This window comes from Actinomadura sp. NPDC048955, assembly GCF_040649435.1.
Taxonomy (GTDB): Bacteria; Actinomycetota; Actinomycetes; order Streptosporangiales; family Streptosporangiaceae; genus Spirillospora; species Spirillospora luteofluorescens.
Genome location: NZ_JBEZJI010000022.1, coordinates 21753 through 47602 on the forward strand (window position 1 = coordinate 21753; position 25850 = coordinate 47602).

Sequence of the window (25850 nt, forward strand, 5' to 3'; positions counted from 1 at the left end):
CCTTCGTCGCACCCCCGCCGGGCGGCTCTTCTGGCGGCGGACGGGCCCGAGTATCGCCGCGCGCCGACCCACCGGCCATGCCCGCGGGCGGATCCTGCCCCGAACCAGAAATCGGACGACACGAAAACAGACGACCGGCGGGCCCGCCGGAGGGCTTGACAGCGACCGCGTGGGGACGTTGGGTTACCGGGCGAGTGCGGGCTCACAGCGGAGGTAGCCCATGCAGTACCACTCCTGGACCACCGACCACACCGACGCCTGGCGCGATCTCAGCAACAGCATCCTGCCGATGGACCACCGCTTCCGGAACCCGGGACGCTGGCGCGCGGAACTCACCGTCCAGGAAAGCAGCGGCTACCGGCTGATGCGCTGGGATCAGCGCGGCGACCGGATCGCCGCCCGGACACCGTCGCACGTCCGCAGGGTCCCCGGCGACGAGCACTACTGGATCGTGATGCCGCGACAGGGCGTCTACACCGTCAGGCACGGCGAGGACGAAACACGCACCCCGCCGGGGTACGCCTCCGCGATGGGGATGGACGAGTCATGCTGGCTCTCCGTCCCTGAGTCGGAGGCCTACGCGTTCCAGGTCCCGCGCTCCGAACTCGACAACCACGTGGACTCGCCCGCACCACTGCGTCTCGTCCTCGACCTGAACACCGGTCTCGGCCGCATCCTCAGCGCCCTGATCGAAAGCACCCACGTCGAACGGGACAACCTGTCCGACCACGAGTTCCACGCGGTGTGCGATCGGATGACCGAACTGTTCTGCATGATCGTTCTCAAGGACGCGCGGCCGCCGGAAGCCCACCTCACCGACGTCGCCCGACTCGTCCGCGAATACGTGCGGAACCATCTCGGGACCGGCAAGCTCCCGCTCGCCGCCGCGGCCCACGCGCTCGGCTGGTCGCCACGCCACCTGCGCAACGCCCTCCACCAGACCGGCACCACCTACCGCGACCTGCGCATCGAGGAAACGCTGCGAGACGCCCGGGACGTCCTCCAGGACCCGGCGCACAGCGACCTCAGCATCAGCGACATCGCCTCCCGCGCCGGCCTCACTCCCACCTGGTTCTCCTCGGCCTTCAAAAGCCGCTACGGCGAGACCCCACGAGACTTCCGCCGCCGCAGACTCGCCGAAATCCCCGCTCAGGGCGAGCCCGGTGGCATCAGGGACGTGGAGGGCGACGACCGCCGGCCGCGGGAGGCGCCGCGCCCGCCGCAGCCCCGCCTCATAGGTCCGGATCGCCGCGCCTGAAGGCGGTCACGGAGGCCGAACAGACGCGATCGGCCCCGGCTCCGCCGACGGCGTGCGGCGCCGATCTGGCGGATTCTCCGGGCATTGCGCACGACTTTTGGGCGATCTGGGATAAATGGTCGTCTCGTCGGTTGACCTTGGTCCTGACGCGCATCAAGGTGAGCGGTGATGAACGGGTCAATGCCAGATCATGACAGAAGCACCGGCACCGGCTTGCAGATGCAGCATGTGGGGATCGTCGTCGCGGTCGGCGCTGTGCTGCTCGGGCTGCTCGTCGCGGTGGCGATCGCCGTCACCCCGGATGACGACGGCGGCGGGCCGGACAAGCGCGGAGCGGCCGCGCCACCGAGGTCGACCAAGGCGGCGCCTTCCGCGCCCGCCGGCTCGGCCGCACCGAAACCGTCCCCGACCATCACGGCGCCGGTCGTGCGCTGGCGGGGGATGGTGCTGCTGGCCGGGCCGCGGTCGCGGCGAGATCTGGACGCCAAACCGCCGCGTCTCTCGGAGCGGGACGGGGAGCCAGACATCCGAGGCGCCTGGCTCAGACCTGCGGTGGAGGCCGATTCGGATGCGCAGGTCGTCCTGATGCGTCCACGGAGCGAGCCGTCGGCGGTCCAGTGCCGGGATGCCGCGGCGGCGGAGGGATCCGACGAGGTCGAGGTGGACGAGGATGACGTGGTCTGCGTATCGACCGGCGCGGGCCGGGTGGCGCGACTGACGATCGTGGACGCGCACTCGACCACCACGTCACCGATCGTCAGGGCACGCGTGGTGATCTGGGACATGCCGGCGATCGGAGAGTGACGACCGGCAGCCCCGGCGGTTCATTCGAGCGCCGGGGCCGCCGATCCCCGCGACACTCCGGCTGTGGAGCCTTGCGCCCGCCCTCGGGACGGCCAGGGAGCCGTCAACGGGCCGCCGCACCGGCCCGACCGAACGCCTCCTGTGGGCCGCCTCTACCGCCGCACCAGCCGAGTGAGGGATCTCCCGGAGCCTCCAAGCCCGACGTGGGCGCGGTCGTCCTGGGCACCTCGGCGGCGTCGGCGTCGACCGTGGGTGGACGCGCGGGCCTAGCCGGGCTCCTTGATGCCGAGCGCCCGCACGATTCCGCCTGCCAGCGACGTGATGATCCCGGGATAGTAGAAGACGATCGCGATCACGATGCTGAGCACGATGAACTGAATGAACCGCGTGATCTCCCGGGTGAACAGGAAGAACAGGGCCACGATCCCGATGATCACCAGGAACAGCGGCCCGAAGATGTTGCGCAGCCAGTCGGCCAAATTCTGGGTGTTCGGGTCTTCCTTCGTCGGCTCGGCCAGCACCATGGCCACCTTCAAGCCCTGCAACATGTCGTCTCTGCTCCCTGCCCGGCTCCTGTGATCGCTACCATCTCACGCGGCCAGGGGTCCCACCGCGCAACCGAGTCCGCGCCGCCCGTCAGGGCCCGCCGGAGCCTTGCCGCGCGGCCGCCGTCCCGGCACCGTCGCGCCATTGTCCGATCCTCTCTCGCGTGTTCCGGGCCCAAGGTGCGCCGTTGGCCGTTTCCGGCAAAGCGCATCAGGCCCGGCATCGGCGGCCGGTCGTACGCCATGAACCGGATGAGGTACGCCCATCAATCGGTAACACTAACCCCGATCGCAGTGGATTCGCTCGGTCAAGTCCGACACGGGGCACCGCCATCGCCGGCACGCTGCGGCAACGCCCCGCACATCACCGAAACGAACCCGGTCTCCCCGGGCGGGCGGAGGATCGGAATGATCACGACGCCCCCAGGTAGCGCAGGACGGCCAGGACGCGGCGGTGGTCCGTGCCCGTGGGCGCGAGGCCGAGCTTGGTGAAGATGTTCGCGATGTGCTTCTCCACGGCCCGCTCGGTGACGACGAGGGACGCGGCGATCGCCGCGTTCGTCCGGCCCTCCGCCATCAGGCCGAGGACCTCCCGCTCGCGCGGGGTGAGGGACGCGAGCCCGTCGTCGCGCCGGGCGGCGCCGAGCAGGTGCGCCACGACCTCCGGGTCGAGCGCGGTGCCCCCGGCGGCGACGCGGTTCAGCGCGTCCACGAAGTCGTCGAGGTCGGACACCCGCTCCTTCAGCAGGTAGCCGACGCCCGCGGGCGAGCCCGCCAGCAGCTCGGCCGCGTACCGCGTCTCCACGTACTGCGAGAACAGCAGGATGCCCAGGCCGGGACGGACGCGGCGCAGCTCGATCGCGGCGTGCAGCCCCTCGTCGGTGTGCGTCGGCGGCATCCGGATGTCGACCACGGCGACGTCCGGCCCGTGCTCGGCCACGGCCGCGTGCAGCGCGGGCGCGTCGCCGACCGCCGCGACCACCGAATGGCCGCGCAGCCCCAGCAGGTGGGCGAGGCCGTCCCGCAGGATCGCCGCGTCCTCGGCGATCACCACGCGCAGACCGGTCATGAGGTGGTGAGGGGGAGCGTGACGGTCACGGTGGTCGGTCCTCCCGGCGGGCTCAGCACGGACAGCTCGCCGTCCACCGTACGCACCCGCTCGGCCAGCCCGGCGAGCCCGCCGCCGGGACGGGTCCGCGCGCCGCCCTTCCCGTCGTCGGTGACCGTCAGCCGCAGCGTGCCGTCCCCCGGCTGGACGGCGGACACGGTCACCCGGCGGGCCGCAGCGTGCCGTCCCGCGTTGGCCAGCAGCTCAGCGGTGCAGAAGTAGGCGATCGACTCGATCGCCGCGGACGGCCGGACCGGCAGATCCGTCTCCAGCTCCGCCGGGACGGGGCTGCGCGCGGCGACCGACGCCAGCGCCGCGTCCAGCCCCTGGTCCAGGACGGGCGGATGGATGCCGCGGACCAGTTCGCGCAGCTCGGCGATCGCCTCCCGCGCGCCGGTGCGCGCGGCGGCGACCAGCTCACGGGTGGGCTCGGGGGTGCCGTCCGGAAGGGTCTCCTGCAGCGCGGCCAGCGTCATGGTCAGCGAGACGAGCCGCACCTGGGCACCGTCGTGCAGGTCCCGCTCGATCCGGCGGAGCGTCGCCGCCGCGTCCTCGACGGCGTACGACCGGCTCCGCTCCAGGTCGCGGATGCGGGCGTCGTCCGGCCGCGGGCCGAGCAGCGACCGCAGCACCGCCAGGTCGAGACGGACGGCCAGCCGCACGGCCCGCGGCGCCACCGCCAGCAGGACGGCACCGGCCAGCGCCACCAGCAGGCTGCGCTGCCAGGTGTCGAAGTAGAACCCGCCGACGACCAGGCCGTGCCGGACCCTGCCTTCCGGGTCGCGCGAGGTGATCTCGTTGAGGTGCAGGGGGAGCTGGATCGGATAGGTGAGCAGAAGGAACCCGTACACCCACGTCACGAGCACCACGGCGACGCCGAGAACGGCCAGCGGGAACCGGACGAGCAGGTGCAGGAACGCGCGGTAGCCGGCCGCGCCGTGCGCGTCCCGCACCCAGGCCCGCAGCCCAGCCCGCGACTGCGGCCTGCCCGGCGCCGGCACCCGCTCGTCCAGCAGGACGGCCGCGAGCCGGCAGTGCAGCTCCCCGAACCGGCAGGCGCCCCGCAGCACCGCCGCCGTCGCGGCCGATCCCAGCCGGGTGACCGACATGACGACCCCGAACGCGCCCGAGAACACCGCGTAGTACAGCCCGGCCAGGGCGACGGGGGTGCCGGCGAGCAGGTAGAGCGCCTCCGTCCACGCCCGGCGGACGGCCGTGGCCCTCAGTACCTTTGTCACCGTCCCATTGTCCCGTCCGCCCTGCCGAGGACGCGGAGCATCAAGCGGGCCTGGAGCGTGGTGATGCCCTGCATCAGGGCGGGCATCAGCAGCAGCATCACCAGCCCGCCCGCCGCGTGGACGGCCCAGGCTCCGGCGAGCGTCGGGCCGCCCCAGGAGTCCTCCAGCGAACCGCCCATCCCGATGAGCCAGCGGGCCGGGTAGAGCAGGTTGAGCACGACGATCGCCCACCCGTACGCGGCCGCCAGGAGCGACAGGACGCCGAGCGGCAGCGAGAGGAGGGCATGCAGGATCGTCCGGACCCGTCCAGGACGGGTGGGCGGCACGTTCAGCAGGCGGTGCGCGAGTGCCGGCTGCACCCGCACCCCCGTGAGCGAGGCCAGTCCCGCGGGCAGGGCCGCGAACGCGTAGGCGGAGCGCCGCCAGAGCGGTGAGCCGAAGCGGGACCGGTGCGTGGCACGGGAGAGGAGGATCGCCATGGGACACCTTCCGAGCTGTGTGAACGGGTGTCTCCAGGCTCGTCTCCGGGACTTCCTCGGGTCGATCGTGGAAGCAGGCGGATCGGGGTTCGGTTAACCTCATCCTCCCCGCGGACGCAGGGCGTGGGGAGCGAGACCGGCGGGGGCTCAGAGTCTCGCGGGAGTCCAGCATCTGCTCGCGGTCGAGCGGTCGAACAGGTGCGGCCTACGGTGCTTCTGCGGTTCCGCAGAAGCACCGTAGGCCTTCATCGATTCACCTTTCGCTTGTGGCGTCAGGCGCGGCTCCAGAGCTGGTTGCTGCCGTTCCAGCAGGAGTAGAGCTGGATCTGGGCGCCGTTGCCGGTGCCGGCGGCGTCCAGGCAGAGGCCGGACTGGACGCCGACGATGGACCCGTCGGAGTTGAGGCGCCATTTCTGGTTGTCGCCGCCCCAGCAGCTGTAGATCTGAACTCTGGCGCCGTTACCGGTGCCGGCGGCGTCCAGGCACTTGTCGCCGTAGACCCTGAGCTCGCCCGCGGAGGTGGCGGTCCACTGCTGGTTGGTGCCGCCGTGGCAGTCCCACAGCTGGATCTGGGTTCCGTCAGCGGTGCCGGCGTTGGGCACGTCCAGGCAGCGGCCTGAACCGACGCCCTTGATCGTCTCCCCGGATCCGGTAGGGGGCGACGAGGTGCCGTTCAGAGCGTTGAGGACCGAGGTGTAGGCGGCCTTCTTGCTGCCGTTGCCGTCGAACAGCAGGGGCGTCTGCTCCGAGCGCCACGAGTCGGTGTCGCGCACGCCCCAGACGGTGATGCCGAGGCAGCGCGAGACGGCCAGGCAGTCGTTGGTGACGTTGGCGTAGGTCGAGGCCGTGGCGCCCTGGATGTCCAGTTCGGTGATGGCCACGTCGACGCCGAGGGCGGCGAAGCTCTGCAGGGTGGTGCGGAAGTTGCCGTTGTAGGGGCTGCCGCTGTTGAAGTGGGACTGGAAGCCGACGCAGTCGATGGGCACACCGCGCTGCTTGAAGTCGCGGACCATGGCGTACACGCCCTGGGTCTTGGCCCAGCTCCAGTTCTCGATGTTGTAGTCGTTGTAGCAGAGCTTGGCGGACGGGTCGGCGGCGCGCGCGGTGCGGAAGGCGACCTCGATCCAGTCGTTGCCGGTGCGCTGCAGGTTGGAGTCGCGACGGCCTCCCGAGTTGCCGTCGGCGAAGGCCTCGTTCACCACGTCCCACTGGGCGATCTTGCCCTTGTAGTGGGCCATGACGCCGTTGATGTGGTCGATCATCGCCTGCCGCAGGCTGCCGCCACTGAGGCTCTGCATCCAGCCGGGCTGCTGGGAGTGCCAGGCCAGGGTGTGTCCGCGCACCCGCTTGCCGTTCTGGACCGCCCAGTTGTAGACGCGGTCGCCGGAGCTGAAGTTGAACTGGCCCCGCTGGGGTTCGGTGGCGTCGATCTTCATCTCGTTCTCGGCGGTCACCATGTTGAACTCGCGGCTCGCGATCGTGGTGTAGGCCGAGTCGTTGAGCCTGCCGGAGGCGATGGCGGTGCCGAAGTAGCGGCCGCTCTGCGCCGCGGCGGCGCCCAGCGTGTTCTCCGCGGCGGTCGCCGGAGACGGAGCCACCAGGGCGGCCGCCGCGGTGAGCGCCCCGAGGGCGCCCGCGAGAAGGGCCCGCTTGCGGACCCCGAACCTGTTCATGGCGTTCGTACGCACGTCTGTTCCTCCATGAATGAACGAGGGATGGAAGCACGGAACACAGCCGTGAAAAGGACGCCGCGCTCCCTCGCGGGAACGCACACACCACCAGGGCGTCGCGGGCTCAGTGTGCGAGCCCCCGCAGAACTCGTCAATAGTTTTCACATTTTTCATCGCAAATGCCCGATCACCGGTTCGCGATCAGGTCGCCGCCCCGCCCTCGAAAGTTTTCGAAGGTCCGGGACCCTTGACGGTGCCTTTCCGCCTGTTATTTACTCCGGCCACCGCCACCCCCCCGACCGCCGATGGAGAGAAGGTCCCCCTCCGAACAAATTGTTAGCGCTAACATCCACTCCAAATGGAAGGAAGAAGGTCATGTTGAGGACCGGTGCGGTGCTGGCATCGCTCCTGCTTTCGGTGCTCATGTCCGTGCTGAACCCGCAGCCCGCCCAAGCCGCGACAGTGGATGTGAACAAGTGGTACGTCCTGGTCAACCGCAACAGCGGCAAGGCCCTCGACGTCTACAACCTCGCCACCGGCGACGGCGCCCGCATCACCCAGTGGACGAGAAACGATCAGAACCAGCAGCAGTGGCAGTTCGTCGACTCCGGCGACGGTTACTACCGCATCAGGTCCCGCCACTCCGGCAAGGTGCTGGACGTCTACGACTTCTCCACCGCCAACGGCGGCTCGATCGTCCAGTGGACCGACCTGAACGGCGCCAACCAGCAGTGGCGGCTGGCCGACAGCTCGGACGGCCACGTGCGACTGGTCTCACGCCACAGCAACAAGGCCCTCGAAGTGCAGGGCGGCTCCACCGCCGACAACGCGAACATCGTCCAGTACGACGACTGGGGCGGCGCCAACCAGCAGTGGCAACTCGTCCCGGTCGGCGGCGGCACCACTCCTTCGTGTGACCTTCCGTCGAGCTACCGCTGGACATCGACGGGCCCACTGGCGCAGCCCAAGTCGGGATGGGTGTCGCTCAAGGACTTCACCGTCGCCCCCTACAACGGCAGGAATCTCGTCTACGCGACGACGCACGACACGGGGACGAGATGGGGGTCGATGAACTTCGGCCTGTTCACCAACTGGTCGGAGATGGCTTCGGCCGGCCAGAACACGATGTCGAATCCCACCGTCGCGCCCACGCTCTTCTACTTCGCGCCGAAGAACATCTGGGTGCTCGCCTACCAGTGGGGTGGGACGGCCTTCTCCTACCGGACGTCCAGTGACCCCACCAACCCGAATGGCTGGTCGTCGCAACAGGTGCTCTTCTCCGGAAGCATCTCCGGCTCCGGAACGGGACCGATCGACCAGACACTCATCGGCGACGGCACGAACATGTACCTTTTCTTCGCCGGTGACAATGGCAAGATCTATCGGGCCGGAATGCCGATCGGGAACTTCCCGGGAAGCTTCGGCACGACCTCGACAGTGGTCATGAGCGATTCGACCAACAACCTGTTCGAGGCCGTCCAGGTCTACAGGCTCCAGGGCCAGAGCCGCTACCTCATGATCGTCGAGGCGATCGGCTCGCAGGGCCGCTACTTCCGCTCGTTCACGGCCACCAGCCTGAACGGTTCGTGGACCCCGCAGGCCGCGACGGAGGGCAACCCCTTCGCCGGCAAGGCCAACAGCGGCGCCACCTGGACCAACGACATCAGCCACGGTGAACTGATCCGCACCAGCGCCGACCAGACCTTCACCGTCGACCCCTGCAATCTGCAACTGCTCTACCAGGGCCGCAGCCCCAACTCCGGCGGCGACTACGGCCTCCTTCCCTACCGTCCGGGCCTCCTGACGCTGCAGCGCTGACGGCACGACACGGGCGTGGCGGGCTCGGCCACAGGCCGGGCCCGCCCAGCCACCGCCGCCTGCTGACCAGGGGGCGAACCCTGAATACTGTGGACCCGTGGCCTTCGAGGAACGGTTGGAAGCGCACCGGGTCGACCTGACCGGCTACTGCTACCGCATGCTGGCCTGCGCCGCCGAGGCCGAGGACGCCGTCCAGGAGACTCTGTTGCGCGCCTGGAAGAACGCCGATCGTTTCGATGAGCGCAAAGCCGGTCTGCGGACCTGGCTGTACAGGATCGCCACCAACGTCTGCCTGGACATGACCCGTAGCGTCCAGCGGCGCGCGCTGGCGATGGATCTCGGCCCGTCCTCACCCGCCGGCGCATACCTCGGCGCGCCGTTGGGAGCCGCTGCCTTCGTGCAGCCGATCCCCGACCGGCTCGTCCTGCCCGTGGACGGTGATCCGGCTGAGCTGGCCGCCGGCCGGGAGACGATCCGGTTGGCGTTCGTCGCCGCCCTGCAAGCCCTCCCACCGCGCCAGCGGGCAGTCCTCATCCTGCGTGAGGTGCTCTGCTGGACGACGGAAGAGGTCGCCGGGCTACTCGACAGCACCCCGGCCGCGGTCAACAGCGCTTTGCAACGAGCACGTGCCACCTTGTCCGGTCGCACGCGCGGCAGCGGCGAGGTCGACGAAGACCTGCTTGAGCGGTACGTCAAGGCGTTCACCACCTACGACGTCGACGGTCTGGTGGCGCTGCTCCACGCGGACGCCACCATGTCGATGCCGCCGTTCGCCTGGTGGCTCAGCGGCCGGGAGGCGATCCGCGCCGCCCTGGTGGGTGCGGGGGGTGCCTGTGCCGATGACCGGCTGGTCCGCACAGCGGCCAACGGATCGCCGGCGTTCGCGCAGTACCGGGACGGCAGGGCGTTCGGCCTGGTCGTCATCGATCTCCGCGACGGACTGATCACGAACATGACGACCTACCTCGAACCGTCCCTGTTCCCGTTGTTCGGATTGCCGATGACTCCGGGGCCGCCGTCCCGTATGTAGTGCATGACCGACATCGTTCACATGTGGCATGACGAGCGCGGCAGCGGCGACCCGGTGGTGCTCCTGCACGGCGGGCTGACCGACGGCCGCTGCTTCACCGGCAACCTCGACGGGCTCGCCGGCACGTTCACGACCTACCTGCCCGACCGCCGCGGCCACGGCCGCACGCCCGACGCCCCCGGCCCGATCACCATGGAGCTCATGGCGCAGGACACGATCGCGTTCCTGGAGCAGGTGGTCGGCGGCCCGGCCCGGCTGGTGGGCTACAGCGCCGGCGGGACGGTGGCGCTGCGGGTCGCGACGCGCCGCCCTGACCTGGTCGAGCGTCTCGTCCTGATCAGCACGGCCTACGACCTGGACGGACTGATCTTCAAGCCGTCGGCGGACGGCGAGATGCCCGCGGAGCTCGTCGACGCCTACGCCGAGGTGTCGCCCGACGGCCGCGACCACTTCGCGGTCGTCATCGGCAAGATCGCGCACGCGGCCGCGACCGAGCCGAGCCCGGACCCGGCCGAGCTGCGCGCGGTGACGCCCCGGACCCTCGTCCTGGCCGGCGACGACGACCTGGTCACGCTCGACCACACGGTGGCCCTCTACCGGGCGCTGCCCACCGCCGAACTGGCCGTGCTCCCCAACGCCAGCCACCTACTGCTCATGGAACACGCCGAAGCCGTACGCGCCCTGGTCCTGACATTCCTGACCACCGCCCCAACCCCGACCTACATGCCCATCGCACGCGCCCCCGAAGCGAAGTAGCCCCAGAAGGGTGCGGCATCAGAGCCGGTTCGGCGGTCACCGGGACAGAAGCACTCCGATCACCATCACGAGCGCCAGCGCCATGAGGGGAACGAGAGCGAAGATCGCGAGTTGGAGCACGCAGCCTCGCTGCTTCACCGTGCCGGGAGCTCCGATGGCGCCCGAGAGATACAGGGCGGCGGGCCCGCGGTACTCCAGCTCAGACGGCTGCTCGGGGGTGAGAACCGTGGCGGCGACGCCGATCTGGCCGCCTCCCTGCGACACGGCAACGTGCACCGGCTTGTCCGCCGGGATCTCGAACGCCGCCCTCCCCCAGCGCTGGTGGTAGTGGGCACCGTCGATACCGACGGTGACGCCGGCCTTGGCAATCACCCCGCGGCGCGTGTGGAGCTGCAGGATCCGCGTGGGCCCGTTGCGACCGCCGGCGTATGGAATAGGCGTCTCGCTCATGCTCGCCATGGTTACCACGGCGCCCCACCGCCGAACCACCCCGAACGCGCCACCATCAACGCGCTGGACAAAGGCGGCCCGATCTTTCGACGAGAGAGGCGATGGCATACCCGCAACACCTTCTGGCCTGCACCGGTCTCTGCCTCAGAGGCAGATCATTCGGTCAGAGACCGCAGGTAGGCCATGAGGGCCTCGCCACGCGGGGAGAGCCGGTAACCGGTCTCCAGGCTTTCGGTGAGGCCGAGGGCTTTGAGCCGGCGGACGTCGGCCTTGAAGGGGAGCTTGTCGCGGCCCAGACGTTCGGCCAGGTCCAGAGCGCGCAGGCCGGGGTGTTCCTCGATGAGGCGGAGGACTTCGCGGGTCCAGGGGCCGCGGCGGCTGCGGGTGTCGACGGCGTCCAGGGCGGTTTTGAGATCGGCCAGTTCCTGGTCGGTCAGGTCGGCGTTCGCGGCCAGCTCCGCTCGGGGGTCGGGGCCCAGATGGAGCATGACGCGGTGGTAGCCGCCCTCCTTGGTGCTCTTGGACAGGGCGGTGAGCAACGCCGCGCGGTCGTCGAAGCCCGAACGCAGGGCGTCCTCCTCGGTGATCTCCTCCGGGGAGACGGCCGTGACCGAGTCGATGACAATGATCCCCGCCCAGGTGCGCTGAGTGCTCCCCGCGCGAACCGGGGGCTTCCCCCAAACCCGGAAGACCCGGTCGATCCGCCCACCCGCGATCCCCTCAAGGACCTCCCGCCTGAACAGCATCGTCCCCTCCCGGGTGCTACGCCTCTCCTGCAATCTTCCTCGGAAACACTGCAGAAAGGCCACAAGGCGCCCCGCCGATCTCCCCTCCCGCAGGACCGCAACGCGTCCGGCCCCAAGTGATCGTTCCGGGGCCGCCACGGTCGCGACCAGCCCGCGCTCACGCACTGTCACCACCTACGCGATATCGGCGTCCGGCTCGTGAGACCGCCCCGCCGGACGCGGCACGGGAACGAATGAGCGGGCGCCGACCGCTCCGTCACCGCCGGCCGGGGCCGCGCCAGTACTGTTGCTCGCCCTTGTCTCGTACGACGATGCCGTTCCGTGCCAGCTCGCGGCGCAGTTCCTTGACGGAGTCGCCGGAAGGCGAGGATTTCAGGGCCTCCGCGCGGGCCGCGAGCAGTGCGTTCGCCAGTTCAGGCAGTTCCGGAGTCTTGGGGACCCAGATCCGGAACTCGTCCTCGTACGGATCACCGGCAACCCACGCGTAACCGTGTTCGGTGAAGACTGCGGCCAGGCGCCGGGCGCTGAAGTCGCACTTCTCCCGGGCGATCTCCTCGCCCTTGGGGCCGAGCAGCACGAGCCGGTCCTTCTCCCGGAAGACGTGGCCGACCTGTTCGCGGGCGATCTCCTGGACGTGGCCCGTCCGCTTCAAAATCACCCGCTCGCCGGACACGGTGACGGAGATCTGCTCCAGGGAATCGAACAAGATCAAGGCCGCCCCTGCGAGCGCCCCCAGGGCGACCAGACCGACGCCGAGCCACGGCTCGGGGATGGAGACCAGCAACTCTGCAGGGGCCCGCATCGGTGCCCGATCTAGCCCCACCAGCCAGTTCGCCAGCGGATCGAGCAGCCAGGCGACGCCGCCCAGCAGCACCGCCGCCGCCGCGCACAGCGCCCCCTGGGCCCAGACCGAGCGGGCCAGCGTGGTGGAAGCAGGCATGGTCAGGACCTCCATGACGGCGCGACGGTCCCCTCGAACCGGCGCAGGTGATGGTCGATGCGGGTCAGGAGGAGCAGCACGCCCAGCAGGAGGACGCTGTTGACGGCGTACTTGACCGGGTACGACGTCTCACCGAGCGGCTCGACCACGAAGGCCAGCGCCGCGTTGACCACGAGCGCGGCTCCACCGACCGCCAGGACGTGCCGGTGGCTCCAGCCGCGGCGACCGGAGTACCGAATCAGGCATCCGGCCGCGACAGCGAGGGCGAGCGCCGCCAGCGCCACCCCCGTCCAGGACGCCGGCGCCAACTGTCCGGTGCCCCACAGCAACACGGCGCCGCATCCCACCAGCCACGGCGGGGGAACCCAGCCCGACACGGGCGCGGACGGGCGAGGAAGAACGAACGCCGCGATGCCCAGCAGCACGGCGATCGCCGCGGTGACACCCAGTTGCGCCGGGCTCGCCAAGAAGTCCCTGGTGTGCTCCCTGAAAATGATCGCCGCACCCAGCCCGTACAACACGAGCATCGTCGTGATACCGGTCCGTCCGAGCCATGGACGTCCCGCATGGCGCGGCGCGCACGCCTCGACGACCGCGATGGGGGCGCCGAAACTCCAGATCACGTGGCCCGCGACGAAGCCCAGCAGGTACTTGGCGCTGAGGCCCAGTTCCGCGATGTGAGTCGGCAGCCGGTCACGGTCCCAGGACGGCTCGTCCACGAAGTCGGGATTGAACAGGCTCTGGTCGATCAGCCCCGCCTGGACGAGCCCGAACGCCGCACTCAGCAGCACGATCGTCGCCCAGCCCCGTCCGGTGCGGCGCGCGGCCTCGCGAATGAGCACCGCGACGGTTCCATAGAGCGGCGCGAGGATGAGCAGCCCGGCGAGCAGTTCCAGCGGACGCCCGATGATCTGGTCGTAGCCGATGAGGTATTCGGCGCAGATCGGGGACAGCAGCACCAGCGCCACCACCAGCGCCATCCGGCGCGGCAGCGAAGGCGGGCCGGGGACTTCCACATCCATGATCTTGAACCTAGAAGCCCCCCTCCCCGCGGACAGCCGTCCAAAGGCGATCGCCGACCGCTCAAAGGTCGATAGGTATCCAGCCTTTGGTAGCCCGAACGCCCCCAAGGCCACCAGCCAGCCTCGGGCGCAAGCAACGAGCCCAACCGAGCGCAGTCATCCAGCGCCCCAACAACATCGTCCGCGACCTGCAACGGAACCAAGCGCCACGCCGATCCAGCGGCGCCGGTGCACAGACTCATCCCGGACGCCAGAGAGGCGGCAGAACCAGGATGATCCGCCCGCCCACGAGCACACCAGCCCGCAGTTCGCCCACCCGAAACGCGACAGGGACTTCGCTCAAGATCGCAATCTTGGACGAAGTCCCTGGTCAGAGTGGCGGAGGATCGGGGATTTGAACCCCGGATGGGCTTGCACCCAAACCGCATTAGCAGTTCCATATTTGGCGTGTTATGGGGTGATTCACGGTCCTCGTAAGTCCACACTTCCGCAGGTCAGCGGATTGCACCGTACCGCCTCATCCCCCGTGATCCATTACAGTTCGTGCGCACCCTGTGCGCACCACCGCTGTAAACGCAAGTCCAGACCGCATACGCAGGGTGATCGGAAATTGTCCGCGGCATTGGAACCCTCATAGGGGTGATGAGGGTCGGGTGAGGAGATCACCAAGATGATGTGCCCCACATGTTGCGAATCCTCGTAGGGATGATGAGGACCTGAGTCCACGGCCCGCCGTGTCCTCCGCGAGCGGCTCGCGTTGCGAACCCTCGTAGGGGCGATGAGGACCGGAACCGCAACACGATGATCTTCACGCTGCCCGGCAGGTTGCGAACCCTCGTAAGGGCGATGAGGACAAGCGATCGCGATCCGCATGACCGAGCACGTCATGTTGCGAACCCTTGTAGGGGCGATGAGGACCGGTGCCGGGCGGTCCGGACGGCGGCGCGACGTCGCGTTGCGAACCCTCGTAGGGGCGATGAGGACTTGGTGAACGCGGCCCGGCCGCTCGCGGAGTGGCTGTTGCGAACCTTCGTAGGGGCGATGAGGACCCGCAACATCCAAGGGTGTATCACCCTTGCACCGAAGATGTTGCGAACCCTCGTAGGGGCGATGAGGACGAGGACGCCGCCGTGCGGACCGCCCTGGAGCTGACCACGTTGCGAACCCTCGTAGGGGCGATGAGGACCACCCCCACATCCAGGTCATCAGCGGAGACCTGCGGTTGCGAACCCTCGTAGGGGCGATGAGAACGCGGCCGAGGCCGAGGCCCTACGGCGCCAGGACGAGGTTGCGAACCCTCGTAGGGGCGATGAGAACGTGGAAGAAGTGGGCGGAGCAGGCCAAGGCCGCGCTCGCGTTGCGAACCCTCGTAGGGGCGATGAGAACTTCCAGATCTGATCGCGTCCCTACAAGGTGCCCTCACGTTGCGAACCCTCGTAGGGGCGATGAGAACGCGACCGTGACCGGTACGCCTGCGGGCGACGCGCCCGGTTGCGAACCCTCGTAGGGGCGATGAGAACGGCCGCGCCGCCATCCCGACCTTCACCGGCTGGACGTTGCGAACCCTCGTAGGGGCGATGAGAACGGGAAGGCGGCTGCCAAGCGCCAGCCGATCCCCACGTTGCGAACCCTCGTAGGGGCGATGAGAACCGGTGGCCGTCCAGCCCCGTGCTCGCCGCCGGAGGGCTGTTGCGAACCCTCGTAGGGGCGATGAGAACGCGATCATCCGGTACCTGACCAAGGGCGTCAGCCTCATGTTGCGAACCCTCGTAGGGGCGATGAGAACGAACCCCCATGGCGATCCAGACCCCCAACACCGGCACGTTGCGAACCCTCGTAGGGGCGATGAGAACCCCACGGTAAAGCTGCAGGTCCGCCAGGGGAAGAGGAGGCGGCTGGAGCCGAAATCTTCAGCGATCCGCCGGTTGTGTTGTTGACCCCGGCGTGTCGCTGAAAACTGCTTGATCCTAAGCCTGGATGGTTGGTCGTGGGGCAGCCGATCGACGATGACCTCCGCCTGGTTTTCACCGTGGACCCAGAAGGCCACAGCATAGGGTGATGGCTCCGCGCGGGAGGAGGTGGCTGATGCTGTTGATGCTTCCGGCGAATCCGGCGCGGCATCGGGACGGGGTGAGCGCGTTGGTGACCGCGAGGGTCGCTTGGCTGCGTGGGCGTGGGCTGAGCGCACCGAATGGAATCGCGGAGACGCTGGCTGGTCAGGTGGGCGAACCGGATTGGCCGGTGTGGGTACTGGAGGCCGATGGGTCGGTCGTGGGATGCACCACCGTGCTGAGTGAGTGTCCGGCTTGGGCGTTCACTGATCAGGAGCGGGAGCAGCCATCGGTGTTCCTCGCGTCGACCTGGACCCTTCCGTCAGCGAACCGGTTTGGGCATTCGATCGCACGGTGGGCGTTGGACCACGCGGCCCGGACGGGCCGGTTGTACGTGCGGCGCGGTGCGTTCCATCCCGCGCTGGCCGACTACTACTGCCGCGTGCAGGGGTGGACGTTGCTGCGGGAGGTGGAGCGGCGAGGCCATACCGGCTACATCATGTCCCGGCCCGCTGAGCGGCAGCCGGATCTGCCGGTGCGGACCGCGACCGTGCCGACCGCGACCGTGCCGACCGCGACCGGGGCGGGTGGCTGAGCGACCGCAGGCCCGCCTCCAGGATCAGCGGTCGGTACACCTCGAATGTGCGCTGACCGGTGGCGGCGAAGCACCTGCAGGCACGGCGCAACTCGGCCTCGTCCAGGTACCCGTCCGCGACGAGCCGCGACCCGTCGTCGAGTAGGGATTCGAGCATCGTTACGCCGTGGCGGCGCATCGCCAGGTCCAGGATGTGCTGGAAGTTCTCCGGCAGCGGCGGATGGACGACCTCTTGCGAGAAGCCGAGACGTGTGAGGCGCTCGCGGAACAGCCGCTTCTTCGTGCGCCAGCACGCGGGCAGGCTCTCGGCGAGACGGACGATCTGCGGGGCGGCCAAGGGGTTGATCGGCCACAGCCCGCGCCGCATGTAATGCGGGTACAGGGCGGCGTAGGCGTCCAGGATGGACCACAGGGTGGGGCCGACCGGTGCGGCGTTGTCGTAGCGGGCCTCAAGCAGACGGCGGCCCTGGTCCCCGAGGTAGACGGGCTCGTTGTGGTCGCCGATGCGAAGCGGCGGCTCCGGTCGGCGCCCACCGGAACGAGTGATCTCGTTGGTGCGGAGCTTCATCACTTCGTCGCCGCCCAGGCCGGTGAAAACGACACGGGCGCCGGCGGCGACGTAGCGGTCCAGAAGCAGGTTGCGGGCTTCGGCGTACGGGCCTTCTTGGGGGTGGAACCGGTGCCCGCATGCGCGGGGGCCGTCGGGTGCGAAGGGCAGATGGTCGACCATCTGCAGTTGGTGGTCGCCGGCAAACCCGGCGCGTCGCAGCTGGGCGCGGCGGCGGGTCTGTTGCTGGCCATAGGGGCCGGTGAGGAGCATCGCGCCGGTGGTGACACGGCCGGGGTGGAGTTGCGCGAGGGAGAGCGCGACATTAGTGGAGTCCATGCCGCCTGACAGGTCGGCGACGGCGGTCTCCGGGGTGAACTCCCACTGCTCGATCACGTGGGCGAGCAGGTCCTCGAACGCGGCGACAGGATTGGCGTCCTGGCGCAGGCGGCGTGGCAGTGCGTGCAAGCCGGGCCCGGGGTAGTCGATGCGTAGGCGCCCGGTGCCGCCGGGCCGGCGAGTGAAGGTGGCGGTGGCGCGTTCGGTGACGGTCTGCACGTCGGCGAGCAGGGTGTGGCATGAATAGATGGGGGTGTAGGTCAGGAACCGCACCACCTCGACAGGGTCGAGGCGGTTGGTGGTGGCGTCGAGGAGATCCAGTAGGTCCCAGGAGCCGTGGAGCGCCCCGTCCGGGTTGGTGGTGAGGTGGACCGGTGCCAGGCCCCAGGCGCTGGCAATGATCCGGACCGCTGCGGGATCGAGGTCGATCAGGACGAAGCCCAGGGGCCAGGCGGTCGCCTGAGCGCGCAGTCGCGCATAGGCGGTGTCGTCGCGGGCGCGGTGAACCCGGCTGACCTTAGCGGTTCCGCGTCGTCGTTCGCGGTTGATGATGAAGCCGTGGCCGCCGGGCCCGAGGACCAGCTGATGTTCGAGCGCCGGGTGGGTAAACGGCTCGATCCAGCCCAGGCCTTGACCGGGCTCGGAGTCATGTCGCCAACTCCCGTCGGCTGGATGCCAGCGCAGCGCTGCCGGATCGAAGGGGCGGTGGAGGCTGAGGCGAAACATGGACGGTGCCCTCCTACTACGGCGCGGGGACGGGCCGCAAGGTCCGTCCCCGCTGGTTGATCAGATCTCGTCGTACTTGTTGGGCTGGTCGGAGTCACCGTCCTTCTTGGTGTACTCCTTGGCCTGCACGGTGGTGAGGGTCTCGGGGTCGGTGAACAGCCCCGCGAACGCGTCGGGGGCCGCGGTCCCCGGGGTGGGCGAAGTGGTTGCCATGGCGTTGCTCCTTTCTCGGGATGACAGGTGAGGCGAGGCGCCTCGCTGCAATGGCACCCCGCCGAGTCGGGGAACGGTGGTTCGTGTGCAGGACAGGCACGCATTTGCAGAATCTGCACGCGGCTCTGGGCAACTTGCCGTTGAGCTCGTAGCGTGTAGGGGTCTGGACTCTCTGTGCTCCCCAGGAGCGGCGATGCAGACGGACCCGTTCTGGCGGTCGGCTGTGGTGACGGCGCTGGTCGATGCCGGGGAACTGGGGCAGGTCATCCGGCTGGCGCGCCAACATCGCGGGTGGCGCCAGGTCGACCTCGGCAGAGCCACCAGCTACTCGCCGGCCACCATCTCCCGCCTGGAGCAAGGGCGCAGCGCCGGGCTCGACGTGATGAAGGCCAAGAAGGTCGCGGACGTCTTAGGGATGCCCGCTCAGACTCTGGCCGCGTTACTGGGGGTCGTCGGCCCGCCTGGGGCTACGGTGGTCACCAGAGTGGCTCCCGTGGTCCAGGAGGATCCGATGCGCCGTCGCAACCTGCTCGCCGCGGGGCTGGCCGCTGTCCCGGTGGCGGCCCTGACACGGCTGGATGACGCCCTTGCGCTCACACCCGCGCCAGCGTCCCCGGCGACACGCGCGCAGGTCGCCGCACAACTTCGGCGGGCGTGGCAGCTGTTTGACGACGGGCACCTGACCCAACTGGTGGACCGGCTGCCCGCGCTCTTGGCCAACGCCCACCAGACCGCCGCCGAGGGCGCTGACGAGCCGGCAACGTGGATGCTGGTCGCCGCCGTCTACGACATGGCGGCCGAGGCACTCAATAAGGTCGGCGCCGTCCCGCAGTCGCGGCTCACCGCAGACAGAGCGGTGACGTACGCCGTGCGGTCGGAAGACCCGGTCGCACAGGCTGCCGCTGCGCGCTCGCTCGGGATCGTCCTGCGGCATGAAGGCCGCCAAGCGGTGGCGCAGCGCCTCACCATGCAAGCCGTCGCGAGGCTGGACCGCGCCGGGCTCACAACCCCCGCGCAGACCGCGGCCTACGCCCAGACGTTGTGCACGACCGCCTACAACGCCGCGCTGGCCGACGACCGAGACGGTGCGCTGGACATGGTCACCGAGGCCCGACGCGCCGCGCGCGGACTGCCCGACCGAATGCCGGCCCGCCCGACCACCGCACACCGCTTCAAAATCACCCTGCCGCAGCTCGCGCTCTACGAGGTCGGTGTGCGCTGGGGCCTCGGTGACGCAGGCGCGGCGCTGGCCGCAGGCAAGAACCTCCGGCCGGAACAGTTCGCCACCCCCGAGCGGCAAGCCCGCCTCCACACCGACATGGCCCGGGCCTATGTCCAGCGCGGCCGACCCGAACCAGCGATCGCCCGCCTCCTGGAGGCCCACGAGCAGGCACCCAGCGAAGTGCGCGACCGCCCCTCCATCCGGCGGATGGCCGATGGACTCGTCGAGCGACATCGACGGGTGTCGGGAGCACGAGAACTCGCCGCAATCCTCTGATCATCTACGAGCCGACACGGGTTTCCTTAACGGGGTGCGAACCCTCCTGAGCTAGGGGCGATGAGGACTGCGGCGAGGAGGGCCTCGGGCGGCCGACGTGCCGGGCGTTGCGAACCCTGTAGGGGCTATGAGGATCAGTACCGACCGCGAGGGGTGACGCCTAGTGGCCCTGTTGCGAACCCTCGTAGGGGCGATGAGGACACGGCAACACCGGGACGCAGGACGTGTCGTGGATGAAGTTGCGAACCCTCGCAGGGGCGATGAGGACATCAACCCCATGACCATGATGACCGACGCGCCCGCAACGTTGCGAACCTTCGTGGGGGCGATGAGGACGCCACGGAAGCCACAGCGGCCCGCACAGCCCTCCGGTTGCGAACCCTCGTAGGGGCTATGAGGACCACGGGCGTGGCCGACCTCCGCGACCAGATCAAACAGTTGCGAAGCCTCGTAGGGGCGATGAGGACCCGCGATCGGGCCGCGCGCCGCGGTGGACCTGGTGGTGTTGCGAACCCTCGTAGGGGCGATGAGGACGAGGAATTTGTCCGACCGATCGGTTACTCCTGGGAGTTGCGAACCCTCGTAGGGGCGATGAGGACAGCCGTCCGCCCCGTCGCTGAAGCCACCGCCATCCCGCCGTTGCGAACCCTCGTAGGGGCGATGAGGACGCTCTCTGCTCATGCGCTGCCTCGGAGAGACCGCGTTGCGAACCCTCGTAGGGGCGATGAGGACACGAGTGCCGCCGGATTCAAGGCCCTCGGGCTCAATGCGTTGCGAACCCTCGTAGGGGCGATGAGGACGTTCGTCCAGATCATGGACCGCGCCGAGCTCTGGGACTGGTTGCGAACCCTCGTAGGGGCGATGAGGACCATCGACCGGGATCCGCACCCGGCCGCGTGGCCGAGTTGCGAACCCTCGTAGGGGCGATGAGGACGCGGGCCTTCTCACCGAAGACGAATACGACGTCATCGTTGCGAACCCTCGTAGGGGCGATGAGGACGTCGGCATCAGCTCGACCTGGCGCAGGCGTACGCGTTGCGAACCCTCGTAGGGGCGATGAGGACTCAAGGCCCTGAAGGGCTACAAGCCCGCCCAGCTGTTGCGAACCCTCGTAGGGGCGATGAGGACGCAGACGTACCGCGCGCGCACGCGAGACAGCGTACAGTTGCGAACCCTCGTAGGGGCGATGAGGACCCCAGAGTAAAGCCGCAGGTGGGCCGAGGGAAGAGGGGCTCGCTAGAGGCGGAAATTTCAGCGATCCGTCGGTTGTGCTGTTGACCCTGGCGTGTCGCTGAAAGCGCATTGATCAACTTTCCTGGGTGTCGGATGGTGCAAGAGGCCACAAGACGATGGCCGGAGGCTTGGCCACGGTCTCCTACCCTCGCCGCTCGGGCGGCGTTCGGGGGAGGGAGCGGCTGACTTCTGGGGGGAGGCCGTTGATCGACCTGTTGAGTCGCTGGACCGTCGGGTTGCTGATCGGGGCTGGACCCCTCCTCTTTCCGGACACGCCGCTGCAGAGGCAGTCGCCGGTCCGCCGTCGACCTCGAACGCAACTCGACCGCTTCGTCCGAAAGTGCGGTCTCGACTGCGATACCAGTGGTTCGGGAGCATGGGACGAGGTCCTGTGATTTCGGAATGGTCGGGCGGCACTCGTCCATCGGTTGGGGGCATGGGCGTACCTGTTGGGAGACGGAGGGCATGGCTGGTCGAGCGGATAAACGTCGATCAAGTACGGAGGGCAGCAGAGGCGTGGCGGCGAGCGGTGGCCGGGCCCGGGGTCGATGGACCATGGCCCCGATGTTTGGCTGTGCGTTCGTGGTCGGGCTGACGGCTCTGGTGGCGTTTGGCGAAGTTCCTCTACGCGCCCGATGAGCGGTCCCGAGTCGTACGCACAGCGCATCCGCGCTCGCCCCTACGGTCCGCGCGAGTTGGCGTTGCACGGCGTCGCCGCCTGGTTCCACGGACCGTTCGCCGTGCTGACATTGACCGACGGCGAAACGGCCCTGACCGTCCGCGCCGATCTCGGCGCCGCCTCTCTCGGCCTCGACCTCCTTCAATTCTTCACCTCTGCTGGAAACGCGACAGCCGCCCGCCTTCCACGGCCCGAACGGTTGGTCGGGGAACAGTTGATCGGCGATGACGTCCCCGTGCTCGTCCACCGGTTCGCGGTACGGCCATCGGCGGAGGGCGTGTCGCTCTCTCTGAGGACCTCCCGCCTGGTGGTGGACGTGAAGCTCAGCACGTCCGATGCTGGACTGCTTGCCGGAGAGATCCGCCGATGGACGAGTCCGCCATGATCACGGTGTGCGGAGCAGCTCATCGAGTGCCCGCCGCAGGCGCCGCCTCCAGCAATTGATCCGTCCAATCCACGCCTGCAGCGGCCACCTGGACCGCGAGATGGCGAACCATCGGAGCAGCTTGCTCCGGAGCGACGCCAAGTGTGCGGACTGCTGCAGCGACCGGGTCCGCGCGCTGGCCGGCACTGAGCGCGCAAAGGGCGGCGATGACATCCCGGCACGATGTCCGGCGCGCAGTACCTGGCATGGGCTCATCTGCGCGGACCATAAGCAGGCGAGACAACGCCGCACGAGCCTGGGCCCGTTCGGTGGCCATCACGATGCTCTCGTACGGGTCCACTGGCGGCTCGACGCCGTGGCCGGTCACCGGCTCACCGATGTTGGCGGCGAAGAAGCCGGGATTGGCCGCACGCAGCGCCTTCAAAGCCGTTCCCATCCGCCGGGACGCCTCCGCACGCGCCAAACCGTGACGCTCCCGCACGTCGTCCGGAACCTGAAACGGATCGGAGACCCTGCGACGCATTCGGTGCACCAGCACAATGAGCATTTCCAGCCCTGCGGGGTCGTCCCGCAGTGGAGCCGCCCAAGCCGCCTGCCGCAGGTCTCGGTCCGGACGCGCTGACGCACCCCGCCGAACGGCGTCCGCGCGCCTTGTCCGCTCCTCCAGATGCAGCAACGGGTAATGGACGAGCTGTGCCCAGGCGGCCCGCAACCACGGCTCAGCATCGCTCTCCGCACGGCCCAGTTTCCCCGCCCAGGCCGCGGCGTCCTCGTCTCGTGCATCTGCTGACACCAGGTGCTCACACACCACGACCATCTCGCGGACGAGCTGCCCTGACCGGGTCTTGGGCATTGCCCCACTCAACGCGGATCGCAGCCTGGCGAAGCTTGCCAGGAGAAGATCGTCGACCGTCGACTCGCACTCGGCGCACCACCTCTGGCCGGTTGGCGCGCCGCAAGCTCGGCCAGCGTGCCTGGCGCGGTGCAGCGGCCCGCGCGCGACGGCGCGCAATGCCGGAGAGACAAAGGTGTGGAACGCCGCGTACGCGATCGCGTCGTTACGGTCGGCCATATGAGAGATGGGCCGCACTGAGCCTCCTGAGGCAAACTCGAACGGACCGTCCATCCCACGGGCATGAAACCCGGGGATGCGGTCTTCCTCAGGAGGCGCAAGGCCTCAAACGCTCTTCGGCCGTAGCCGTCGAACGCCCACCAGTATCGTGAGCCCCTCAACTCACGTCAAGCGGTTGCCCGATTACAGCCCGGCGTCCGGGCGACGACGCCGGATCAGGCCTCATCGGTGTCGCGGCCTTATCCCGAAAGGTTCAGCGACAGGCTTGGGTAGGTCGCCCTCCAGTCTCTGGTCAAGCACTGATCCAGTGCGGCGACAGCGGTCGGGGGCGAGAACTGGAATGCCTGTTCATCGGGCATCCTCTCCCAACTCTTCGAGTTGTTCACAGAGGCGCTTGTAGCGGGTGACGAGTATCCGATCGGGCTCCCTCTGACGATCACGCTCAGGACGGAGCTGCTGGAAGGCATCGACGCAGCCGCGCAGTTCTCCGAGCACGACCTGCCGCGTAGGCGGCCTCTTCGACGGTGGTCGCTTCCCCATATGGGCCACCTGCTCGGCTCGCTCTTCGCGGAGTCTGTCGAGCAGGTGGGCATAGGGGGTTTCGTTGCGGTAGGCGTTCAGTCTTCGGAGCGGCGCGAAACGTTTCCTGAGCGCTTTCCACATGCCCCAGTCGAAGAGGCCAGGGCGGAGCACCTCAACGGCTGTGTAGCAAGCCGGCCATGGTTCGTCTGCCAAGACGTGCGCGATCAACTCGAGGCGTCGGCAGGCCACCTCGCAGCGGGCGTTCATGCTCGCGGTCGGTTGCGCATGGCTGTATAGGTCGTGATGAAGGCGGGCGGCGGCCTCGCGGGCGTCGGCGAGGGCCGGTGAGCCGTTGGCGAGCAGTTGCCAGGCGGTGCGGGTGTCGAGGCGCCGGACGGCCGACGACGCGAGCCGGGCCAAGCGGGCGTCCAGACCGAGACGGCACAGCGTCAAACCGGCCTCGTTGACCACGGAGCGCAGCGCCCGGTCACGGCCGAGTTCGGCGACGCGCAGAGGGCAGGCGGCATTCAGTGACCACTGGACGCCTGCAGCGACCATGCCGTTCACCGTGACCGGCTTTCCAGAGTTGATGACGAGCAGGACTTCGTCCACGTCGCGGAGGCTGGTCGAGCCGTACATGCCGGTCGGCTCGGCTTTGGCGAGTTCGGCTAGAAGCGCGGTGTTGATGTCGGCAGCGTCACCCGGTTCGGTGGAGAAAGGACCGAGGACGGCAGCGTCGAGGCTGCCTGCGGGGGCGGTCGACCGGGCGAGGGTGACCCAGGATCGGGCACGCTCCATCGTCTCGTCGCTGGCTAGGAGGCGCAGTCTGATCCTGCCGGGACGGGCAAGGGCGCCGCGGCGCCGGGACGCCCAGTCGATCACCTGCCGAACGGCCGCCTGACCCCCTTTGTCGTTCGGGTCGTTCATCGGAACCATTCCGACGCACATAAGGACAAGGGCGTCACCGGTCCCCAGGACGGGCCAAGCCGTCATGCCGCACTGGTCCACCAGGCTGGGCACCAGGTCGCCCTTCTCCCACTGGTCGGCGTTCGCGAGCAGCGAGCCGGGCAGGCGGCGGGCTCCAGGCGGAGCGAGGTGCGCCTCGTGCGAGGCGCTCCTCTCGAAGAAGTCGATGAATTCCGCGTCGCCCACCAGCGCCGCATGTCGGGCCTGCGGGACGGGCCAGAGACGGCGGCGGGCCTCCTTGATCAGGGCGGCGCCGCCGCGCTTCTCGGGGTCGCTGAGATCTCTCGCGAGGTCTTCCAGTGCTCGTTGCGCCGAGACGGGGACCGTGGCTGCCTCTTTCCTGGACGGCTTGCTGATCCGTTGCGTGAACCAGGCGCGCAGTAGCGAGTGGTCGATGGCCTCGCCCCGCGCGAGGCGCTCGTAGAAGGCGGCTTGGACGGTCGGCCAGAGCTCGGTGAGCTTGGTGAGTCTCCCCTGGTTGAGCCCGGCGAAGGGGGTGGTGGTCTCGGCGAGGCTGATGTCGGCGCGCTGGCGGGCGGCGAGCAGCCGCCAGAGGGCGGCGTTCGGCGTGTCGACGGCGGCGAGTTCGTCCCAGAAGCGGTGCCGCAGCAGCCAGTTGCGGAGCGTGTCGTGCGGATCGATTAAGTCGCGCAGGCGGTAGGCGGCGGACGGTTCGTCGACCGGAAGCAGGGTGATCGGCACGCCGGTCTCGATCCCGGCGAGTACGACTCCGGCGCCGAGAGCATAGGAGCCCGCCCCGGACGTCAGCAGGCATTCGCCGGGCATGAGTGCCGCGAGCACGGGCTTCAGGTCTTTGAGACTGTGGCGGGCCGTCGGTTCGTCGACCTGGACGATGTGGACCTGGTCCTCCAAGAACGTCCGGCCACAGAGGCCTTTCGCGGAGCACAACAGTTCCTTCATCACCTGCGCGTGCTCGACGAAAGGCTGCTGCGACGGTGCGTGGATGTTCGTCGTCGCGACGATGAGCAGGCCGCTGATGTCGGCGCCGGTTTCGGCGATGCCGTCGAAGATCTTGCGCAGGGGTCTGCGGTCATCGGGGGTGCCGTGGAAGTCGATCGGCGCCGGGGAGGTCGCCATCGGGGGGAAACCGAGGTCGCCGCCACCGATCGGGTGGATCAGCAGCGGCGCCACGTCGGCTT

21 protein-coding genes and 2 CRISPR repeat arrays are annotated in these 25850 nt (G+C 68.9%); of the genes, 8 read left to right on the forward strand and 13 right to left on the reverse strand.

The window, feature by feature from the left end; all coding sequences use genetic code 11:
* Positions 1-220 precede the first annotated feature (220 nt).
* Both AB0C84_RS21575 and AB0C84_RS21580 read left to right on the forward strand, forming a co-directional pair.
* Positions 221-1258, forward strand: a complete 1038-nt coding sequence (locus AB0C84_RS21575; RefSeq protein ID WP_361068992.1) for a helix-turn-helix transcriptional regulator — start codon at positions 221-223, stop codon at positions 1256-1258.
* Positions 1259-1477: 219 nt separating this feature from the next.
* A complete protein-coding gene (locus AB0C84_RS21580) occupies positions 1478-2062 on the forward strand; it encodes a hypothetical protein (protein WP_361068995.1) in 585 nt (194 codons plus the stop codon).
* 266 nt (positions 2063-2328) lie between these two features.
* Here AB0C84_RS21580 and AB0C84_RS21585 read toward each other — a convergent pair whose 3' ends face one another.
* The 5 genes from AB0C84_RS21585 to AB0C84_RS21605 all read right to left on the reverse strand — a co-directional run bounded on the left by AB0C84_RS21585 (position 2329) and on the right by AB0C84_RS21605 (position 7120).
* Entirely contained in the window at positions 2329-2610 is a 282-nt protein-coding gene (locus AB0C84_RS21585; protein ID WP_361068998.1) for a hypothetical protein, read from the reverse strand.
* 409 nt (positions 2611-3019) lie between these two features.
* Positions 3020-3667: a response regulator transcription factor gene (locus tag AB0C84_RS21590; protein WP_258940348.1), complete on the reverse strand. Its 648-nt coding sequence runs from the start codon at positions 3665-3667 to the stop codon at positions 3020-3022.
* 5 nt (positions 3668-3672) lie between these two features.
* Positions 3673-4953 carry a sensor domain-containing protein gene (locus AB0C84_RS21595; RefSeq protein ID WP_361069001.1) on the reverse strand — a complete coding sequence of 427 codons (1281 nt, stop codon included), beginning with the start codon at positions 4951-4953 and terminating at the stop codon, positions 3673-3675.
* Positions 4950-5432, reverse strand: a complete 483-nt coding sequence (locus AB0C84_RS21600) for a hypothetical protein (protein WP_361069005.1) — start codon at positions 5430-5432, stop codon at positions 4950-4952. Before AB0C84_RS21600 ends, AB0C84_RS21595 begins: the two co-directional genes overlap by 4 nt.
* 272 nt (positions 5433-5704) lie before the next feature.
* The gene (locus tag AB0C84_RS21605) at positions 5705-7120 is read right to left on the reverse strand and encodes an endo-1,4-beta-xylanase (RefSeq protein ID WP_361069008.1); all 1416 of its coding nucleotides are present in this window, start codon (positions 7118-7120) and stop codon (positions 5705-5707) included.
* A 405-nt stretch (positions 7121-7525) separates the two neighbouring features.
* Between AB0C84_RS21605 and AB0C84_RS21610 the strand changes: the two genes are divergently transcribed.
* The 3 genes from AB0C84_RS21610 (at position 7526) to AB0C84_RS21620 (ending at position 10706) form a co-directional block, all read left to right on the forward strand.
* On the forward strand, positions 7526-8920 hold the full coding sequence (locus AB0C84_RS21610) for a non-reducing end alpha-L-arabinofuranosidase family hydrolase (RefSeq protein WP_361069227.1): 1395 nt from the start codon (positions 7526-7528) through the stop codon (positions 8918-8920).
* A gap of 97 nt (positions 8921-9017) precedes the next feature.
* Positions 9018-9950, forward strand: a complete 933-nt coding sequence (locus tag AB0C84_RS21615) for a sigma-70 family RNA polymerase sigma factor (protein ID WP_361069011.1) — start codon at positions 9018-9020, stop codon at positions 9948-9950.
* A gap of 3 nt (positions 9951-9953) precedes the next feature.
* A complete protein-coding gene (locus AB0C84_RS21620; RefSeq protein ID WP_361069014.1) occupies positions 9954-10706 on the forward strand; it encodes an alpha/beta hydrolase in 753 nt (250 codons plus the stop codon).
* Between the two features lie 36 nt (positions 10707-10742).
* Here AB0C84_RS21620 and AB0C84_RS21625 read toward each other — a convergent pair whose 3' ends face one another.
* From AB0C84_RS21625 to AB0C84_RS21640, 4 genes are all read right to left on the reverse strand, one after another.
* Positions 10743-11156, reverse strand: coding sequence for a hypothetical protein (locus tag AB0C84_RS21625; RefSeq protein WP_361069017.1), 414 nt, complete (start codon positions 11154-11156; stop codon positions 10743-10745).
* Positions 11157-11311: 155 nt separating this feature from the next.
* Positions 11312-11902, reverse strand: coding sequence for a hypothetical protein (locus AB0C84_RS21630; RefSeq protein WP_339156050.1), 591 nt, complete (start codon positions 11900-11902; stop codon positions 11312-11314).
* 256 nt (positions 11903-12158) lie between these two features.
* Positions 12159-12857, reverse strand: a complete 699-nt coding sequence (locus AB0C84_RS21635; RefSeq protein ID WP_361069020.1) for a hypothetical protein — start codon at positions 12855-12857, stop codon at positions 12159-12161.
* On the reverse strand, positions 12845-13864 hold the full coding sequence (locus AB0C84_RS21640; protein ID WP_361069023.1) for a hypothetical protein: 1020 nt from the start codon (positions 13862-13864) through the stop codon (positions 12845-12847). The genes AB0C84_RS21635 and AB0C84_RS21640 overlap by 13 nt, the downstream gene beginning before the upstream one ends.
* Before the next feature lie 620 nt (positions 13865-14484).
* Positions 14485-15717: a CRISPR direct-repeat array (repeat unit 27 nt; unit sequence GTTGCGAACCCTCGTAGGGGCGATGAG).
* A 232-nt stretch (positions 15718-15949) separates the two neighbouring features.
* Between AB0C84_RS21640 and AB0C84_RS21645 the strand changes: the two genes are divergently transcribed.
* Positions 15950-16510, forward strand: a complete 561-nt coding sequence (locus AB0C84_RS21645; protein ID WP_361069026.1) for a hypothetical protein — start codon at positions 15950-15952, stop codon at positions 16508-16510.
* On the opposite strand, the gene AB0C84_RS21650 is transcribed toward AB0C84_RS21645, so the two are convergent.
* Together AB0C84_RS21650 and AB0C84_RS21655 are read right to left on the reverse strand one after the other, a co-directional pair.
* Positions 16413-18122, reverse strand: coding sequence for an asparagine synthase-related protein (locus tag AB0C84_RS21650; RefSeq protein ID WP_361069029.1), 1710 nt, complete (start codon positions 18120-18122; stop codon positions 16413-16415). The genes AB0C84_RS21645 and AB0C84_RS21650 overlap by 98 nt on opposite strands.
* A 60-nt stretch (positions 18123-18182) precedes the next feature.
* Entirely contained in the window at positions 18183-18335 is a 153-nt protein-coding gene (locus AB0C84_RS21655) for a hypothetical protein (protein WP_361069032.1), read from the reverse strand.
* Between the two features lie 193 nt (positions 18336-18528).
* Between AB0C84_RS21655 and AB0C84_RS21660 the strand changes: the two genes are divergently transcribed.
* On the forward strand, positions 18529-19833 hold the full coding sequence (locus AB0C84_RS21660) for a helix-turn-helix transcriptional regulator (RefSeq protein ID WP_361069035.1): 1305 nt from the start codon (positions 18529-18531) through the stop codon (positions 19831-19833).
* Between the two features lie 105 nt (positions 19834-19938).
* Positions 19939-21027: a CRISPR direct-repeat array (repeat unit 30 nt; unit sequence GTTGCGAACCCTCGTAGGGGCGATGAGGAC).
* A 674-nt stretch (positions 21028-21701) separates the two neighbouring features.
* Entirely contained in the window at positions 21702-22130 is a 429-nt protein-coding gene (locus tag AB0C84_RS21665) for a hypothetical protein (RefSeq protein ID WP_361069038.1), read from the forward strand.
* Between the two features lie 19 nt (positions 22131-22149).
* Here AB0C84_RS21665 and AB0C84_RS21670 read toward each other — a convergent pair whose 3' ends face one another.
* The gene (locus tag AB0C84_RS21670) at positions 22150-23202 is read right to left on the reverse strand and encodes a hypothetical protein (RefSeq protein ID WP_361069041.1); all 1053 of its coding nucleotides are present in this window, start codon (positions 23200-23202) and stop codon (positions 22150-22152) included.
* A gap of 348 nt (positions 23203-23550) precedes the next feature.
* The gene (locus AB0C84_RS21675) at positions 23551-25842 is read right to left on the reverse strand and encodes a hypothetical protein (protein ID WP_361069044.1); all 2292 of its coding nucleotides are present in this window, start codon (positions 25840-25842) and stop codon (positions 23551-23553) included.
* Between the last annotated feature and the right edge of the window lie 8 nt (positions 25843-25850).

Excerpts from the sequence above, each read along its gene's own strand:
- AB0C84_RS21640 (WP_361069023.1), bottom strand. The coding sequence starts at position 13,864 with ATGGATGTGGAAGTCCCCGGCCCGCCTTCGCTGCCGCGCCGGATGGCG.
- AB0C84_RS21650 (WP_361069029.1), bottom strand. The coding sequence starts at position 18,122 with ATGTTTCGCCTCAGCCTCCACCGCCCCTTCGATCCGGCAGCGCTGCGC.
- AB0C84_RS21635 (WP_361069020.1), bottom strand. The coding sequence starts at position 12,857 with ATGGAGGTCCTGACCATGCCTGCTTCCACCACGCTGGCCCGCTCGGTC.
- AB0C84_RS21670 (WP_361069041.1), bottom strand. The coding sequence starts at position 23,202 with ATGGCCGACCGTAACGACGCGATCGCGTACGCGGCGTTCCACACCTTT.
- AB0C84_RS21580 (WP_361068995.1), top strand. The coding sequence starts at position 1,478 with ATGCAGCATGTGGGGATCGTCGTCGCGGTCGGCGCTGTGCTGCTCGGG.
- AB0C84_RS21575 (WP_361068992.1), top strand. The coding sequence starts at position 221 with ATGCAGTACCACTCCTGGACCACCGACCACACCGACGCCTGGCGCGAT.
- AB0C84_RS21610 (WP_361069227.1), top strand. The coding sequence starts at position 7,526 with ATGTCCGTGCTGAACCCGCAGCCCGCCCAAGCCGCGACAGTGGATGTG.
- AB0C84_RS21600 (WP_361069005.1), bottom strand. The coding sequence starts at position 5,432 with ATGGCGATCCTCCTCTCCCGTGCCACGCACCGGTCCCGCTTCGGCTCA.
- AB0C84_RS21665 (WP_361069038.1), top strand. The coding sequence starts at position 21,702 with ATGAGCGGTCCCGAGTCGTACGCACAGCGCATCCGCGCTCGCCCCTAC.
- AB0C84_RS21625 (WP_361069017.1), bottom strand. The coding sequence starts at position 11,156 with ATGAGCGAGACGCCTATTCCATACGCCGGCGGTCGCAACGGGCCCACG.
- AB0C84_RS21660 (WP_361069035.1), top strand. The coding sequence starts at position 18,529 with ATGCAGACGGACCCGTTCTGGCGGTCGGCTGTGGTGACGGCGCTGGTC.
- AB0C84_RS21645 (WP_361069026.1), top strand. The coding sequence starts at position 15,950 with ATGCTGTTGATGCTTCCGGCGAATCCGGCGCGGCATCGGGACGGGGTG.
- AB0C84_RS21630 (WP_339156050.1), bottom strand. The coding sequence starts at position 11,902 with ATGCTGTTCAGGCGGGAGGTCCTTGAGGGGATCGCGGGTGGGCGGATC.
- AB0C84_RS21655 (WP_361069032.1), bottom strand. The coding sequence starts at position 18,335 with ATGGCAACCACTTCGCCCACCCCGGGGACCGCGGCCCCCGACGCGTTC.
- AB0C84_RS21585 (WP_361068998.1), bottom strand. The coding sequence starts at position 2,610 with ATGTTGCAGGGCTTGAAGGTGGCCATGGTGCTGGCCGAGCCGACGAAG.
- AB0C84_RS21620 (WP_361069014.1), top strand. The coding sequence starts at position 9,954 with ATGACCGACATCGTTCACATGTGGCATGACGAGCGCGGCAGCGGCGAC.